The organism is Gordonia sp. B8661-1 (assembly GCF_059427765.1).
The window spans coordinates 218785-234589 of record NZ_JCAHRL010000004.1 but is presented as its reverse complement, the minus strand read 5'-3'; the positions used below and the strand labels follow the sequence as shown (position 1 = coordinate 234589).

General features: G+C 68.2%; 16 protein-coding genes. 2 read left to right on the top strand and 14 right to left on the bottom strand.

The features are described from left to right. Positions 1-53: 53 nt before the first annotated feature. The 4 genes from hemC to AC4JJG_RS11200 form a co-directional block, all read right to left on the bottom strand. Entirely contained in the window at positions 54-980 is a 927-nt protein-coding gene (gene hemC, locus AC4JJG_RS11215) for a hydroxymethylbilane synthase (protein ID WP_495401256.1), read from the bottom strand. A gap of 20 nt (positions 981-1000) precedes the next feature. After that, on the bottom strand, positions 1001-2362 hold the full coding sequence (locus tag AC4JJG_RS11210) for a glutamyl-tRNA reductase (RefSeq protein WP_495401255.1): 1362 nt from the start codon (positions 2360-2362) through the stop codon (positions 1001-1003). Between the two features lie 4 nt (positions 2363-2366). Continuing rightward, positions 2367-3059, bottom strand: a complete 693-nt coding sequence (locus AC4JJG_RS11205) for a redox-sensing transcriptional repressor Rex (protein WP_495401254.1) — start codon at positions 3057-3059, stop codon at positions 2367-2369. An 88-nt stretch (positions 3060-3147) separates the two neighbouring features. Next, positions 3148-3405 carry a glutaredoxin family protein gene (locus AC4JJG_RS11200; RefSeq protein WP_495401253.1) on the bottom strand — a complete coding sequence of 86 codons (258 nt, stop codon included), beginning with the start codon at positions 3403-3405 and terminating at the stop codon, positions 3148-3150. 305 nt (positions 3406-3710) lie between these two features. Here AC4JJG_RS11200 and AC4JJG_RS11195 point away from each other — a divergent pair, with 305 nt between their 5' ends. Next, positions 3711-4736 carry an HAD family hydrolase gene (locus tag AC4JJG_RS11195; protein WP_495401387.1) on the top strand — a complete coding sequence of 342 codons (1026 nt, stop codon included), beginning with the start codon at positions 3711-3713 and terminating at the stop codon, positions 4734-4736. Positions 4737-4777: 41 nt separating this feature from the next. Here AC4JJG_RS11195 and AC4JJG_RS11190 read toward each other — a convergent pair whose 3' ends face one another. The 10 genes from AC4JJG_RS11190 to AC4JJG_RS11145 all read right to left on the bottom strand — a co-directional run bounded on the left by AC4JJG_RS11190 (position 4778) and on the right by AC4JJG_RS11145 (position 14764). Further along, entirely contained in the window at positions 4778-5941 is a 1164-nt protein-coding gene (locus AC4JJG_RS11190; protein ID WP_495401252.1) for a zinc-binding dehydrogenase, read from the bottom strand. Positions 5942-6123: 182 nt separating this feature from the next. Beyond that, a complete protein-coding gene (locus AC4JJG_RS11185) occupies positions 6124-7293 on the bottom strand; it encodes a lysophospholipid acyltransferase family protein (RefSeq protein WP_495401386.1) in 1170 nt (389 codons plus the stop codon). A gap of 213 nt (positions 7294-7506) precedes the next feature. Further along, entirely contained in the window at positions 7507-8559 is a 1053-nt protein-coding gene (locus AC4JJG_RS11180) for an NAD-dependent epimerase/dehydratase family protein (RefSeq protein WP_495401251.1), read from the bottom strand. A 185-nt stretch (positions 8560-8744) separates the two neighbouring features. Beyond that, the gene (locus AC4JJG_RS11175) at positions 8745-8846 is read right to left on the bottom strand and encodes a 30S ribosomal protein bS22 (RefSeq protein WP_003402602.1); all 102 of its coding nucleotides are present in this window, start codon (positions 8844-8846) and stop codon (positions 8745-8747) included. A gap of 238 nt (positions 8847-9084) precedes the next feature. Then, complete coding sequence (locus AC4JJG_RS11170; protein ID WP_495401250.1) at positions 9085-9324, bottom strand: helix-turn-helix domain-containing protein; 240 nt, start codon at positions 9322-9324, stop codon at positions 9085-9087. A gap of 188 nt (positions 9325-9512) precedes the next feature. Next, complete coding sequence (gene proC / locus AC4JJG_RS11165; protein WP_495401249.1) at positions 9513-10382, bottom strand: pyrroline-5-carboxylate reductase; 870 nt, start codon at positions 10380-10382, stop codon at positions 9513-9515. Between the two features lie 8 nt (positions 10383-10390). Next, the gene (locus AC4JJG_RS11160; RefSeq protein ID WP_495401248.1) at positions 10391-11251 is read right to left on the bottom strand and encodes a thioesterase family protein; all 861 of its coding nucleotides are present in this window, start codon (positions 11249-11251) and stop codon (positions 10391-10393) included. Further along, complete coding sequence (locus AC4JJG_RS11155) at positions 11251-12135, bottom strand: sugar phosphate isomerase/epimerase family protein (RefSeq protein ID WP_495401247.1); 885 nt, start codon at positions 12133-12135, stop codon at positions 11251-11253. Before AC4JJG_RS11155 ends, AC4JJG_RS11160 begins: the two co-directional genes overlap by 1 nt. A gap of 20 nt (positions 12136-12155) precedes the next feature. Continuing rightward, complete coding sequence (locus tag AC4JJG_RS11150) at positions 12156-13715, bottom strand: Rv0497 family membrane protein (RefSeq protein ID WP_495401246.1); 1560 nt, start codon at positions 13713-13715, stop codon at positions 12156-12158. Positions 13716-13798: 83 nt separating this feature from the next. Further along, positions 13799-14764, bottom strand: a complete 966-nt coding sequence (locus tag AC4JJG_RS11145; RefSeq protein WP_495401245.1) for a Ppx/GppA family phosphatase — start codon at positions 14762-14764, stop codon at positions 13799-13801. A gap of 147 nt (positions 14765-14911) precedes the next feature. Here AC4JJG_RS11145 and AC4JJG_RS11140 point away from each other — a divergent pair, with 147 nt between their 5' ends. Continuing rightward, a complete protein-coding gene (locus tag AC4JJG_RS11140; RefSeq protein ID WP_495401385.1) occupies positions 14912-15739 on the top strand; it encodes a DUF3109 family protein in 828 nt (275 codons plus the stop codon). The last annotated feature ends 66 nt before the right edge of the window (positions 15740-15805 follow it).

Sequence of the window (15805 nt, the reverse complement as noted above, 5' to 3'; positions counted from 1 at the left end):
AGGCCCGCGATACACCGGCCCGCTCACCGAGGGCGCATCACGCGCCGCTAGGCTTACGAACCGCGACCGACGAGCGCTCCCGCTCCCAGATCCAGCAGTTCGGCGGCGAGTTCACTGCCGAGTTGTGCGGCACGATCGACCGGGCCCACCACCGAAGCGCGGATCACGTCGGATCCGTCCTCGGCCGCCACCGCCGCGCGCAGCGACAGTTCGGCGAAGATGCGCCCGTCCTCGTCGATCGACTCGACCACCTCGGCGATCGCCCCGATCGGTGCGGTGCACCCGGCCTCCAGGGTCGCGAGCACTTCACGTTCGGCGGTGATCGACGCACGGGTCGATTCGTCGTCCAACTCGGCGAGTATTCTCACCAGTTCGGCATCGTCGGAGCGGCACTCCACGGCCAAGGCCCCCTGTGCCGGCGCCGGTAACAGCACCACCGGGTCGAGTGCCTCGGTGACGGCTTCGGTCCTGCCGATCCGTACCAGTCCGGCCCGGGCGACCACGACTGCGTCGAGTTCACCGCTGGCGACTTTGCCCAACCGAGAATCTAGGTTGCCTCGTAGGGGGCGGATTTCCAAACCGAGACCCAATGCTTTAAGCTGTGCCGCCCGTCGCGGGGCGGAGGTGCCGACCGTCGACCCCGGCGGCAGTTCACCGAGGACCAGTCCGTCCCGGCTGACCAGCGCATCCCGCGGATCCACGCGGGGCGGGATCGCGGCGATCGTCAGGTCCGGCTCGGGTGCGGTGGGCAGATCCTTGAACGAGTGCACCGCGACGTCCACCTCGTCCTCGCGCAGCGCGATCCGGATCGCGGTGGTGAAGACGCCGACGCCGATTTCGGCGACCGGGGCGGCCGAGACATCGCCCGCGGTCTTGATGATCACCAGTTCGGCCGGATGACCGGCGGCGGTGAGAGCATCGGCGATGCCCTGGGCCTGGGTCGTCGCGAGCAGCGATCCGCGGGTTCCGACCCGGATCACGCCCCGCTCCGCGGGGGCCGTCACCGATCAGCCCGCTCGGACGATCCGTCTCCTGCGATTCCGGTGGTCTCGGGCGCGGACACCGATTCCGCGGCACCGGGCTTCAGTTCGAACAATTCGCGCAATGCCTCCGCGTAGTGATCTCCGTTGGGCGTCGACGCGAGTTGCTTCACCCGGACCGTCGGCGCATGCAGCAGTTTGTCGACGACGCGGCGCACCGTCTTGGCGACCTCGTCGCGCTGCGGATCGTCGAGGTCGGGCAGTCGTGTCTCGAGGCGCAGGATCTCCGCCTCGACGACGTCGGCGGCACGCTGGCGCAGCGCGGCGACGGTCGGCGTGACCTCCGCCTGCCGCTGGTGGGTCAGGTAGTCGGCGAGCTCCCCCGCGACGATCGAGCGCGCGGCGACCGCGTCGTTCTCCGCGGCCTGGGTCTCCGAATCGCCGCGCAGGCCCTCGATGTCGACGATGTGCACGCCGGGCAGACGCGCCGCGGCCGGATCGACGTTGCGGGGCAGTCCGAGATCGCACAGCACCAGCGGACGTCCGGCGGCACGGGCTGCCAGCGCCGAGTGCACGGCACCGACGCCGACCACCGAGGCGATCGAACCGGTGCACGCGACCACCACGTCGGCCTCGGCCATGGCGGCGGGCAGATCGTCGAAGCCGACGCCCCGGACACGGATGCCGTGATTGGCGGCGACGTTGGCGGCGAGGTGCTGGGCGTTGGCGACCGTCCGGTTGACGACGACCAGCTCCTGCACGCCCTCGCGCGCCAGGTTGGCGGTGGCCAGTCCGCCCATCGCACCGGCACCGACGACCACGGCCGATCGCATCGGTGCGGCCTGCCCGCCGAGGACGGCCTGCGCTCGATGCAGGGCCACCGAGACGACGGACGCACCCGCCCGGTCGATGCCGGTCTCGGAGTGGACGCGTTTGCCGACCCGCAGGGCCTGCTGCGCGAGCTCGTGCAGCACCCGCCCGGCCGACTGGTTGGCATCGGCGTTGAGATAGGCGTTGCGGATCTGGCCGAGGATCTGCTGTTCGCCCACGACCAGTGAATCTAGGCCGGCGGACACCGTGAACAGGTGCTCGACCGCGGCCTCCGAGTACCGCACGTAGGCGTGCTGGGTCATGTCGTTGATGGACAGTCCCGAGTGCTCACCGAGGACCTTGCCGACCGATTCGAGTGCCGGGTGGAAGGCGTCGACGACCGCGTAGATCTCGATGCGGTTGCAGGTGGAGACGAGCATCGCCTCGGAGATCGAGCGTGACGACAGCAGTTCGTCGACGAGTTTCGGACGGTCGTGCTCCGACACGGCCAGGCGCTCGAGCACCTCGACCGGGGCGCTGCGATGGGAGACCCCGAACAACAGAACACTCACGCCGTCACCGTCTCCTCATGGCGTTGAAGGCCAACACTTGCAACTCCAAGGCTAGATCAACGTGCCGGACGACGACATCGGACTCCGCCGAGAGCGTCGCGGGCGTGATGTTCAGGAGCTGCCGCACCCCGGCGGCGACGAACGCGTCCGCCGCGCGCTGAGCGTCCGCCTCAGCCGTGGCGACGACCCCGATCGCCACCGGCGCAACCGCCGGACCTGTGCAGACCTCGGTGATGCGGGAGAGGTCGGCGACCATCGGCCCCTCGTCCTCCACCCGGGTGCCGATGAGGTCCGGATCGGAGTCGAACATGGCGACCACCCGGAATCCCCGGCCGATGCCCGCGCTTCCGAGAAGCGCGTGGGCGAGACCGCACACGCCCGCGATGGCGACATCGTGCGTGGTGTCGGTGCGCAGGGCCAGGGCGATGCGGGCGGTCAGGCGGGCCACGTCGTAGCCGACGCCGCGCACCCCGTTGGCCCCGACGTGGGTGAGGTCCTTGCGGAGGATGGCCGAATTCACGCCGGCCGCGGTCGCCAGCTGCACGCTGGAGGCGACGAGCACACCGCGTTCGCTGAACGACCGCAGGATGTGCAGATAGGTGGCGAGACGGGTGACCGCGGGCCCGGGGATGTCCGCCGATCCGGCGATCAGGGGCGTCAGCGTCGCCGCGGGGGCAGGGCCGGTTCGATCGACCACGACGACCCACCCCTCCCTGTGCTCCGGCGGTCTGAGATGGGTTTCAGCGTATACCGCACAAAAACCCGATCCGCCACCGGAGCGGTGATCATGGGGCGCGTGAGGCGAGATCGTCGCGCAGCCGCGGCTCGTCGATCTCCCAGTAACTGTGCTCGGTGCCGTCGACGAGCAGCACCGGCAGCCGATCGCCGTATTCGGCGCGGAGGGCGGGTTCGCCTGACTCCGCCACCCGGTCCACGTCGACCTCCTCGAAGCCGAGGCCGAGGTCGTCGCAGATCCGGGCCAGATCGGCCTTCGCGGTGTCGCACATCGAGCAACGGGCGCGGGTCAGCAGTGTCAGCGACATATCGGACTCCTCATCGGCGTTCGCCGATCAGTGTGTCACCCCTCGCATTCCGAACCGATTACCCTGGTGCGTGGCTACTGTTGACATCCGATACGGATGTGACGCGGGAACGTGAAGTGCGGAGGTGACCAGTGGTCGAGCACCCGGGCGGACCCGACTCGCCGGATGAGGAGCCCATAGCGGATTCGGATACCGAATCCATCGGCGCGACAGCCGATTCCGACGTCGACGGCGACGATGTCGTCATCGCGGCCGCCGGCGATGAGCCCGATCTCGCCGAGGACTGGGAAGCCCACGCCAACCGCATGGACCCGTCCGGCGGCGACCCGGACGACGCCGACGCCGCGGACGAGGAAGAAGACCTCGAGGACGATGCCTCCCGCGTCGCGACCTGGGTGTCGGAGCGGGCACGGGCGACCGGTGGCCGCTTCCGGCAGACCGCACAGGAACTGCGGCAGGCGCTGGCGGGTGAGGCCAGCGCCCGGGTGGCCGTCGACAATCTGCGGACACGCACCCTCGTCGACGAGGACGAGGATGTGCCCGAGGTGCCGCGCGACCTGACGGCCGCGGCCTTCTTCGACGTCGACAACACGCTCGTGCAGGGCGCGTCGATCGTGCATTTCGCCCGCGGTCTGGCGGCTCGCAAGTACTTCTCCTACAGCGACGTCCTGGACTTCGCGTGGACACAGGCGAAGTTCCGGATCACCGGCAAGGAGAACGCGGCCGACGTCGCCGAGGGCCGGGAGAAGGCGCTCTCCTTCATCGCGGGGCGCCCGACCTCGGAACTCATCGAACTCGGCGAGGAGATCTTCGACGACTACATCGCCGACAAGATCTGGCCGGGCACCGCGGCATTGGCGCAACGCCACCTCGATGCGGGGCAGCAGGTGTGGCTGGTGACCGCCACTCCGGTCGAATTGGCGCAGACCATCGCCACCCGGCTCGGACTGACCGGCGCGCTGGGCACCGTCGCCGAAAGTGTCGACGGGGTCTTCACCGGACGTCTGGTCGGCGACATCCTGCACGGCCCGGGTAAGGCACATGCGGTGCGCGCCCTGGCCATTCGTGAGGGGCTGAACCTCAAGCGCTGCACCGCGTACTCCGATTCGCACAACGATGTCCCGATGCTGTCGCTCGTCGGGACCGCGGTCGCCATCAACCCCGACTCGGATCTGCGGGATGTGGCGAAGGTGCGCGGCTGGGAATCCTATGACTTCCGCACCGCCCGTAAGGCGGCGAAGTACGGCGCCGGAACCGCATTGGTCATCGGCGCGGGAGCGGCGAGCGCCGGCGCCGCCGGTCATCTCCTCCGACAAATGCGCCGCGGCTGAGCGAGCCCGGCCCCTGGAGGTCGGCCGCTGGAGGTTCGCCCCTAAAGATCGGCCACCGTCGACGACGGGTCGATGAGTACCTTGGCGTGCCGGTCGGCGGCACCGAGGGCGTCGAAAGCGGCCTCAACGCCGTCGAGGCCGACGGTGGCGGTGATGAGCGGGGCGGGATCGACGGTGCCGTCGGCGATCATGTGCAGGGTGTCGTGGAACTCGCCGGGGTCATAGGCGAAGACGAAGCGCAGTTCGGTCTCCTTGTTGATCGCCATCGCGGGCCGGAAGGTATCGGGTTCCATGCACACGCCGACGACCACCACGCGGGACCGGAACGGCGCGTGCGCGGCGATGTCCTCGATCATTCCGGGCACCCCGACACATTCGAAGACGACGGGTCCGCGCGGGGTGGCGCCGACCTTCTCCGCGAGCCGGATCAGGCGAGCCCAGGGCAGTCCGGGCACCCGGCGGAGCAGATGCATCGACGAGAACACGGTGTCGAAGAGCGCGTCCGCCCCGCGCACGTAGTTCTTCAGCCGATCCGTTGCATCCCAGGGCGATTCGACCCTCGGGTCGACGACGATGTCGGCGCCGCAGGCACTGGCAAGCTCCCGGCGGGCCGCCGACAGATCGCTCGCCACCACCGACTTCACCCCGGAGGCCTTCAGCATCAGGATCACCGCGAGGCCGATGGGGCCGCAGCCGACGACCACCGCGACGTCGCCCCGCCCGATCTCGCCGCGACGCACCGCGTGATGGGCGACGGCGAGCGGTTCGGTCAGTGCGGCGAGTTCCGGATCGAGGCCGTCGGGCACCGGCATGGTCAGGTCTTCGGACACCAGCATGTACTCGGCGAAGGCGCCCGGGGCCTGCGCGGACAGCCCGGTCAGGTGTGCGTCTTCGCCGTGCTTGATCATCGGCACCGCGACCACCGGCGTACCGGGCCGCCAGCGCTCGCGGCAGCGCGGGCCGTAGGCCACCACCTCGCCGCTGAACTCATGCCCCATGACGACCGACTCGGCCGCCCGCATGAAACCGTCGTAGCCGACCTCCGCGGCGACATCCGCACTCGCGTCGGCGTGCGAGCGCGCGTGCAGGTCGGAACCGCAGATACCGGCGCGGATCACCCGGATGAGGACGTCACCGGGACCGGGGGTCGGGGTCGGACGTTCGGCGACTTCGAGTTCTCCGGCTTGACAGGTGACGGCGCGCATCAAGCATCCCTTCATCTCTGTCGAGGATCGTTGGACGCCACTCTATCGCCGCCTCACCAGAGATCTCGATACACGACCTCGCCTGGCGGCTCGGCCGCTACTCACCCGCTGGTCGAGTAGGCCGCGAGCGCAGCGAGCAGCCGTATCGAGACCGCCGTTACTCCACTCAGCGGGGTGAGCGCTCAGCCGAAGTACACGCTGCCCCGCCGGCTCAGCATCCGGAAGAGTGTCTGCTGGATCTCTTCGCGTACGTGGTCGGTGAGGTCGAAGACCACCATCGGGTCGTCGGCGGATGACTCGTCGTAGGACCCGGTCTCGATGGGCCGCCCGAAATGGATATGCCACTTCGACGGCAGCGGAATGGCGCCGAGCGGACCCAGCCACGGGAACGTCGGTGTCACCGGAAAGTACGGCAGCCCAAGCACTTTGGCGAGCGGCTTCAGGTCCGCGAGCATCGGATAGATCTCCTCGGAACCCACGATGGACACCGGGACGATCGGCACCGCGTTGCGCAGTGCGGTGGTCACGAAACCGCCACGGCCGAACCGCTGCAGCTTGTAGCGGTCCTTGTACAGCTTGCCGATGCCCTTGAAGCCCTCCGGCCAGACTGCGGTCAACTCACCGGCGCGCAGCAGACGATCGGCGTCACCGGTGCATGCGAGGGTGGCGCCGATGCGGCGTGCCACCTCGGAGATACCCGGTGTGTCAAAAGCCATGTCGGCCGCCAGGATTCGCAGATGGCGGTTGGTCGGATGATGGTCGCGGACCGCGACCGAGGTCATGATGGCGTCGATCGGGATCGTCCCCGCGTGATTGGCGACCAGTAGTGCACCACCCTCGACGGGCAGGTTCTCGACACCTGTCACCTCCACCCGGAACCACTTGTCGTAGACCTGGCGGACGGCGGGCAACCACACCGTCTCGGTGAAGTGCGGATCGAATCCGAATTCGTCGACCTCGTAGTCGCCGGTCATCCGCTCCCGGATGAAGCCGGCCGTGGCCGTCAGCGAATCCGCGACGGCACCCCGGATCCCGGACAGGGAGAACAACGGGCTGGTCCGCGACGGCCCGACGTGTTCCACCCCGAGCCGTTCGCCCAGCCGGACGTTGTCGTTGATCGGCATGACCTGCGCGGGCTCCTGCCCGAAGCCGTCGGTGTTGGGATGCCCCAGCTGCCCGTCGCGCGAATGCCGTTGCACGCCAGCACTTTCAGCGCTCGGATGAGCGGAGCGCTGACTGGGGTGTCGTTGGCGGCCACGCGCGCGTCCGGCCGGTTCCCCGGTACCCGGTGCCGATGCGTAGAGCTGGATCACCTTCGCGGTGCGCGCATCGGGTGCGCCGCTGCCTGCCACGTGATTCACCGCCCCACCATTCTTGCCGACCTGTCGATCGACCCGGCGGCCTCGCACAGATGAGACGGAACGGCCATCACATGATGGGGCAACTGGGTCGGTGGATCCAGTTTAAGGCCAGCACACACATTCCGCACAACTGTGTGACAAGTCACCATTCACACACCCGCGGTCTTTCGGTCAGCAAACAAGTTCTTTGCGCACCAACATCTTTCACTGCAGCTGATGAGCCGCGGACACCATGCGACGTTCCAGTCGCCGCCACGCATCGGAATCGATGACCGGTGACGACCCGCCGCGATCGATGAAATCGTCGAGCGTTTCCATCGTCGAGAATCGCGGCGCGAAGCCCAGTTCGGAGCGCATCCGGGTGGTATCCAGGACCCGCCCGTAGGTCAGGAAGTCGGTTTGGCTCGACCGCAGCTTCGCCGACCGGAGATCCTGCAGCACGCCCGTGATGGGCGCCAGCAGTCCACCGGGTACCGGCAACTGCAGGTGCCCGAGGCGACGGATCGCCTGTGTCAGCGTCACGACGCCGTCGCCCGCGATGTTGAACGTGCCCGGCTTTCCGCGCAGTGTCACGTGCTCCATCGCCGCCAGTGCGTCCTCCTCATGGAGGAACTGCAGGCGCGGTTCGTAGCCGATGACCGTCGGCACCACCGGCAAGGTCAGGTACGAACTCATCCGGGTGTTGATGCGCGGGCCGAGGATGGCCTGCAGGCGCACGGTCGTCACGTCGATGTCCTGACGACGGCGGGCCAGGCCACGCACATAGCCCTCGATGTCGAGCAGGTCACGCCCGTAACCGGTCTTCGGTTCCCGGACGGCCGGGGTGCCCTCGTCGAAATGTGAGGGATCACGCCCGCTGGCGCCGTACACCATCGCGGTGGACCGCACCACGAGACGCTTCACCGACGGACTCCGCTGACAGGCCGCGCACACCTGCATCGCGCCGACGACGTTGAACTCCTTGATCGCCGAGGAATGCGGGGCGGTCTCCATGATCGATGTCGCCGCGTGGACGACGGTGTCGACCTCGTAGCCGGCGATGGCCTTGGCGATGGCGGGCCGCCGGATGTCCAGACGCAGGAACTCGGCTCGTCCCATGCGGCGCATCAGCGCCTTGCGGGGCACCCGGGAATCGACCGCCACCACGCGCTCGATGTCCGGGTTGGCCGCGAGACGCGTCACCAGGTAGCCACCGAGAAAGGTGGAGGCGCCGGTGACCAGGACGGTCTTGGGCCGGCTCGGCGTGGGCTCGAACATGCACACAGGCTAGCGGTGCCCACCGGTGCCCGCGACTCGCATCGGAACCCTGGTGAAATCAACGGACCGGGGTACGACAAAGAACCCGCCCACGATCGCTCGTGTGCGGGTTCGGTGTGACTGTCGCGCGACCTGTGTGGCCCCCGAGAGAGTCGATGCCGCAACCGGAGATGCGGCGCGAAGAACTATTTACCGAGTTTGCGACGCTGCACGCGGGTACGGCGCAGGAGCTTGCGGTGCTTCTTCTTCGACATGCGCTTGCGGCGCTTCTTGATCACTGAACCCATCGGGGCACTTTCCTCACGGTTGACGCTTGTTTCACAGGTGGTTCGCTGCCGGCCGGTGCGCGACGCGCGAAACAGCAGTCGAAGACGGCGGTGATCGGCGCGGGCATCGGCACGCGAACTCCCACACTACCGGGCGGTGGCGTCCGGACGAAAATCAGGTCACGAATAGCACAACTCCCCCGGAGCCAGGACACCGTTCTCGATGCCGGCCCCGGGGGAGTCGGTGTGTTGTCTTCGGTCAGCCCACGTCGAAGTACGAGGTCTCCAGGTAATCGTGCACGGCCTTGGCATGCACCCGGAACGACCGGCCGACGCGCACCGCGGGCAGTTCGCCGCTGTGCACCAGCCGGTACACCGTCATCTTCGAGACCCGCATCAGGGATGCGACTTCGGCAACCGTGAGGAACTGTGAGCCCGCATTCGCGTTGCTCACGTTGTTCACCGCACCAGTTCTGTCACCAGGCTTTTCAGCAGCCATGAATCACTCATACCTCCGGTGCACGCGTCGCGGCCGCGGGCTTCCCCTCCCGCGGACATCAGACACGCACGTGCTTAACGGAGCTTAGCGTGACTGATGTGAAAAAAGCGACGTGAGTTGTGGAAAGTTGCGCAGAAAATCCGCTCGAACCCCAACATACTGGGGTTTTCGTGGCCGTGGACCACAATTCAGGCGTTGTCCACGTCTCCACGTCCGGCATTTCCGGCACTCAAACCCTCAACGTCGGGTCGAACTCCGGCCTTCGCGCTGACGGCCGCGCAGGCGCGGGTCGCCTCGTACACACCGTGGCGGAAACCGTTCGCCTCGAACTCCCGGATCGCCGCGGCGGTGGTCCCGCCCGGCGAGGTGACCGCAGCACGCAGGTCCACCGGCGACAACCCGGATTCGCTCAGCAGGAGTCCCGCACCGCGGATCGTCTGCACGGCGAGCTCGCTCGCCTGGGCGCGGGTCAGCCCCAGCGCGACACCGGCATCGATCATCGATTCGGCCAGCAGGAAGACGTACGCGGGACCCGATCCGGACACCGCGGTGACCGCATCCATCTGCTTCTCCGGCACGACGATGACCTTGCCCACCGTTTCCAGCAACCGCTTCACCGCGGCCAGCTGTTCGTCGTCGACGTACCGTCCCGGCGACACCGCCGACATCGCCTCGTTCACCAGCATCGGCGTATTCGGCATCACCCGGATCACCGGAGAACCGGCCTGCAGCGCGTTCTCGTACCGTGCCAGCGGAATGCCCGCGACCAGCGACACCGTGACCCGCTCGGTCTCGGCGGTGTCGTCGGCCGCCGCGATCTCCCGCATCACCGCGTCGACATCATCCGGCTTGATCGCGAGGAACACGTATTGCGCACCCTCGGCCGCCGATTTCACGTCGGTCACCAGGATGCCGTACTCATCGGCCAGCTCCTGTGCCCGCTTCGGCATCTTCTCGGCGACGACCAGATTCTTCGTCGGCGTGCCTGCGTGGATCAGACCGGCCAGCAGGGCCTCACCGATCTTGCCGCCACCGATGATGGCGATACGTTCGGACACGGGTGTCACTACCTTCCTTGGGCCGGGGGCGCCGTGGGCGGCTTCTGCGGGATGAGAGCCAGCTGACGCGACTGTGCGACAACGAATCCGGCCGCATCCACCACGGTGTGGTCTTCCTCGAACATACCCTGGCCGACCTCGACGCTGGACGCCGCGAACCGTAGCCAGCCCGGCTGCGGGTGACGACGGACGTAGGTGGTCAGCTGCACGGTGGGCGCCCATCCGAAGAGCCCCAGATTCATCACGACCGGCGGGGAGATGTCGGCGACCATGACCGCGAAGTCCGCATCGGGTTCGTGGTCCTTGGGACGGATCCAGCCGCGCACCACCGGGTCACCGGTCTCGCCGCGCAGCACCGGGAAGCTCGCCGGGTCGACGACCATGTCGATCACCGGGGACAGATGGTTGACCTCCGCGATCGGGGAGTCCTCGAGAGCCAGACCGTCCGGGGTCGGTTCGACCGGCATGCCGTCGAACAGCGGCATCGACGAGTGGTGTGCGTCGCCGGTGTCGGGCCGGGCCATCGTCACCGACGACGTGACCATCGTCTTCCCGTTCTGCACGGCGTCCACGGTCATCACGGTGACCGTGCGGCCGCGCTTGCGGATCGTCACCTCGATGTCGACGGCCGCGGCGTCCGGGGCGTACAGGTAGTCGCTGGAGATGGCGACCGGGATCTTCTCGGTGTCGCCGGCCAGCGCCGCGAGCGCCTCCCGCGCCGCATGCGCGACGACCATCTGCAGGCTGCCGCCGTGCACCTTCGGTCCGATCGTGAACACCGGATCGATGACCGTGCGGTAGACGATACGGTCGTCGCCGGAGCGGCCGGTCTCGGTCAGTGCCAGCACCTCGGCCAGTTTGTCCGCCATCACTTCGCTTTCGTGGGTTCCCGCGTCAGATGTTGCCGGGCAAAATCTAGCGAACGGGCCAGCAGCGCACTGCGCTCGGGCTTGGTCCGGGCCGAACTCGTGGTGACCTCGAGGACCACCGCGCCGTCGAAGTCACTGGCCGCCAGCCGACGGCAGACCTCGGCGCAGGGCTGGCCGCCGTCACCGGGCAGCATGTGTTCGTCGTGCGCGGCGCCATCACCGTCGGCGAGATGCAGATGGGTGAGGTTGTCGCCCATCCGGTCGAACATCGCCAGGGCGTCCACGCCTGCGGTCGCGGTGTGCGAGAGATCGAGTGTGTAGTGGTCGTAGCCGTCGTCGGTCGGGTCGATCGACTTGCCGAATGCCGAGGCCGCGAGTCCGGGGCCACCGCCACGGTCGGCGAGCCGTTTCGCCGACCGCTCCCCCGCACCGAAGATCCGGTCGGCACGCATCGGGAACATGTTCTCCACGGCGATGGCGATCCCGCTGTCCTCCTCGAGCTGATGCACCAGATCGTCGAAACCCTCGACGTAGGAGCGTTGCCAACGGAACGGCGGATGGACCACGACGGTCGGCGCGCCCAGGTCTTCGGCCGCCTGGACCGATCGGGCGAGCTTCACCAACGGGTCGCGACCCCACACGCGCTGCGAGATCAGCAGGCACGGGGCGTGGATGGACAGCACCGGCACCTGATAGCGCTCGGAGAGATATTCGACGTGCCGGATGTCCTGGCTGACGGCCTCGCCCCAGACCATGAGTTCGATGCCGTCGTAGCCGAGTTCGGCCGCGTACTGGAAGGCGGCCTCGGTGTTCTGCGGATACACCGAGGCCGTGGACAGGCCGATGGGAATTTCGCGCACGGCGGCGGTGAGGGCGTCGTCCACGTCCTCGATTGTCGGAGTCACTAGACCAGCAGAACCAGCGGGCCGATGGTGACGATCAGCCCCACCGCGAGGGCGAGCAGCGTGGTGGTCAGATCCTTGGTGCGACTGACCAGATGCGCGAAGGTCACGACGCCGAAGATCACGACCACGGCGAGGACCAGCGCGAAGTAGGCGTTCCAGTACCAGAGTTCCTTGAACCCGAGGAACAGTCCGACGCCGACGGCCAGGCCGATGATCACCTGCAGCGCGATGATGGCCCACGCGGCGACCGGTGACCGTTCCTTGCTGGGCGCGCGATCGGTGGAGTTGAGCCTCGCCCACAGCGATCCGAGTCGTCCGCCCTTGTCCTTGGCAGTCGGGTTGTCCTTGGCGAACGGTTTGTCGCCGGTCGTCGGCCGGCTCGTGGCGGCCCGGGCACCGGTCTTGGGCACGACGGCGGTCCGCTCGTCACCCTCGACCTCGTCGACCTCGACCTCGACCTCGTCGCGCACCACGTCGGTCGTGTCGGTGTCGCCGAGGTTCAGCGGCCCCGAGTCCAGTGGCTCGACCCGGTCCTCACGCGCGCGTGTCTGGGACAGTGCGGCATACGCGATGGGTTCGGCAGCCGAATCGGTGTCCGGCAGGTCGACGGTCCGGTCGACCGACGATTCGGGGGCGATGTCCTTCGGCTTGCGCCGCCCGAACAGCCGCCGCCGTCCGGTCTTCGGCTCCTCGTCCTCCTCCACGTCGGAGAAGTTCCGATAGGACTCGAAGTCGTCGTCGATGACCTCGTCGAAGGAACCGCGTCCCCGCTGGGCGGTGCCATCGGTATCGGGCGACTCGAGATCGGCGACCACCACGTCGTCGGATTCGACGACGACCAGATCGTCGTCCTCCACCACCGGAATGATGTTGGTGACCTCGTTGGCCGTCGGGTCGGCGCGGCCGGGCGTGTCGTCGGGGCCGCGGCGGGCCGCATCGAGGCGTGCGGCCACCGAACTGCCGGAGAAGTCGCGGGTGGCCGGGTGGCCGGGCATGCCGCTCGCGGTCCGTCCCGGATCGACCGGCGGCCGTCCGGGCGCACGCTCGGCAGGGCGCACCGGGGTCGGACGATCATCGGAGTAGCGGCGGGCCACGGGATTCGCGGACCTCGGGAACACCGGACCGGTCGTCTCGGCAGGCGGCGCGGACGGTGCCGAATCGGTCCGGTCACCGTCGGACGGTGTGGTGCCCGATGGACTCGGAGATGCGGGGAACGACCCGGTCCGGGACGGGGGCGGAGTGGACGGGCGCGAGGTGGACGGAGACGGGGTGCTCGCCGGAGCACCACCCGACGTGTCCGGCGCCCGGAAGCGGCCGGTGTCGACCCGGGGGATCTCGCCGGTCAGTTCCGATACCGACACCGCGCCCTCGCGCCCGATCCGCCTCCGGCCGCGATTCTCGCGGCTCCGGCTGTTCTCGGCGCCGCCGTCCGACGATCCGCCCTCGGCGGCCGCCGCGGCACGACTCCGGGCCAGCAGTTCCGACACCGAGATGGGTCGGGATTCGGGCTCATCCGGCCCGCTCGTCGTGCCCGGGGGACGTCCCGATTCGTTAGCCATTGAGTGCGCTCTCCAAGAATGTTGCTCAGTACGGATGACGTCGATTCATCATCGGCAATGGTAAATACCGATCAGTCAACGTTTCATTCCAGCCCTTCGGTTCCCACCGCTTCGGGGGACTGCTGCGGTTCTTCATCGAGCCTGCGCAGGATGACCCCTTCACGGAGAGCCCATGGACAGATCTCCAGTGTATCGACCGACAGAGCCCGCATGGCCGCCTCCGCGACGAGCGCACCGGCCACCAACTGTCCGGCCCGGTCCGCGCTGACGCCCTCGAGTTCGGCCCGGTCGTCCCGGGTCATCCGCGAAATGAAGGCGATGAGCTGGCGTAACCCGCTCGATGTCAGCTCCCGCCGGACACGCGGACCGGCACTCGACGGCGCCGCCCCGGTGAGACGGGCGAGACTGCGAAAGGTCTTCGACGTGCCGACCGCGAGATGCGGCTTGCCCGGCGCCGAGAGTTCCTTGGCCGCCGGACGCAGTTCGGCGTCGAGCCAGTCGCGCAGGACGCCGATGCGACGGCGATCGGGCGGATCACCGGGCAGCCAGTCGCGGGTGAGCCGTCCCGCACCGAGCGGCAGCGACAACGCGACGTCCGGCTCCTCGTCGACACCGTTCGACATCTCCAGCGAGCCGCCGCCGATGTCGAGGGCCAGGATGCGGCCCGCACCCCACCCGTACCAGCGGCGCACGGCCAGCGACGTGAGACGCGCCTCGTCGCGACCCGACAGCACGGTCACCCCGATACCCGTACGGCGTGCGACCTCGGCGAGCACCTCGTCGCTGTTGCGCGCGTCGCGCACCGCGGAGGTCGCGAAGGCCATCAACTGTTCACAGCCCGAGGTCTGGGCGATATGCGTGAACTCCTCGATCGAGTCGATGAGTTTCTCCGCAGCCCTATCGGTCAGGCAGCCGTTCTCGTCGACCTGCTCGGCCAATCGCAGCACGGATTTGGTCGAACTCATCGGTGTGGGATGGCCACCGCGATGCGCATCGACCACGAGCAGATGCACGGTGTTGCTGCCCACGTCGAGGATTCCTAGACGCACGTCGTCCAACCCTAGTGCCTCGACGTGCCCGGCGGGATGCCGCGGTACGGAAAAGCCGTCGTCGACGACGATCACTCCCGCGCCCGACGCGATCGGCCGGGTGCCGTCTACCGTTGTGGTGTGGCACGTTCCGACACCTCGACACGCATGACGCCGACCCCCGAGGTCGATCTGGATTTCCCGCGCGAATGGTACGAGTTCGCCGATCCGGACAACCCGGAACACATCATCCGGGCCGACCTCACCTGGCTGCTCTCCCACTGGACCTGCGTCTTCGGGACGCCTGCCTGCCAGGGCATCGTCGCCGGCCGCGAGGACGACGGCTGCTGCACCCACGGTGCGTATCTCTCGGACAAGGACGATCGGCGCAAACTCGCCCGGGCGATGTCGATGCTCACCGCCGACGACTGGCAGTTCCACAAGAAGGGCTCCGGCAAGGATCCGCTCGGTCCGCGTGGCTACCTGGAGGAGGCCGACCTCGATGACGAGCCGGCTCTCAAGACGCGTACCCACAAGGGCGCCTGCATTTTCCTGAACCGTCCGGGATTCGCCGGCGGCGAGGGATGCGCACTGCACGGGATGGCCCTTCGGCGCGGACTCGAACCCCTCACCGTGAAACCCGAGGTGTGCTGGCAACTGCCGATGCGCCGCGAGGAGGAATGGGTGACCCGTCCCGACGGCACCGAGGTGCTGCAGACGACGCTCACCGAATTCGATCGTCGCGGCTGGGGCGAGGGCGGCCACGATCTGAAGTGGTACTGCTCCGGATCACCGGACGCGCACGTCGGCGCCACGCAGGTGTGGGAGTCGTACGGTCCGGAGCTGATCGAGTTGATCGGTGAACGCGCCTACAAGGTGCTGGCCGCCGCGTGCCGTCGCCGGAATGGCTTGGGCCTCATCGCCGTTCATCCGGCGACCACGGCCGCCACCACCCGGCGCGACACCGACATCAAATACGAGATCCTCGACGACTGATCTCGATATGCGCTCGGACTACTCGATCACCGTGTCGCCGGTCGAGTAGCGACGCGCGAGCGCAGC